Source organism: Streptococcus hepaticus (assembly GCF_043656315.1).
In the GTDB taxonomy this organism is placed as follows: Bacteria; Bacillota; Bacilli; order Lactobacillales; family Streptococcaceae; genus Streptococcus; species Streptococcus hepaticus.
Genome location: NZ_JBINIY010000047.1, coordinates 1 through 498 on the forward strand (window position 1 = coordinate 1; position 498 = coordinate 498).

Genomic DNA, 498 nt, shown 5'->3' on the forward strand with positions numbered 1-498 from the left:
ACGTTGTGGTTAACTACGTCACAGAAGATGGAACAGTTATCAAAGCACCAGTTCAAGACGAAACCAACGTTCCTGCAGGTAAATCATACGATACAACTGATAACAAACCAACAGAAATCGTTACAGAAGATGGTTCACGTTATGTCTTGATTCCGTCTAAGACAATTGGTACAGAAAACGGTACAGTTGAAGGTGGCAAGACTACTGAAATCACTTATGTGTATAAGAAAGTTGCGAACTGGATTCCAGAAATTCCAGGTGTTCCAGAAAACGAACGTCCAGTAATTCCATATCCATTTGATCCAAACAATCCAGATGTACCAGTAACACCAACTCCAGATACGGTGATTCCAAACGTTCCAGGCTACACACCAGTAGATCCTAAGGATAACACACCGTTGACACCAGTAGATCCAGAAGATCCAAACAAGGGTTATGTGCCACCAACTCCAACAAATACAGGAGAAGACACACTAATTCCTTATGTTCAAAATGGTA

Annotated in this window: 1 protein-coding gene; it reads left to right on the forward strand. The window is 41.2% G+C overall.

Going from position 1 to position 498, the window contains the following annotated elements:
• Positions 1 to 498, forward strand: a 498-nt coding sequence (locus ACHUFA_RS11170; protein WP_394406112.1) for a MucBP domain-containing protein, incomplete at both ends; no start/stop codon positions are given.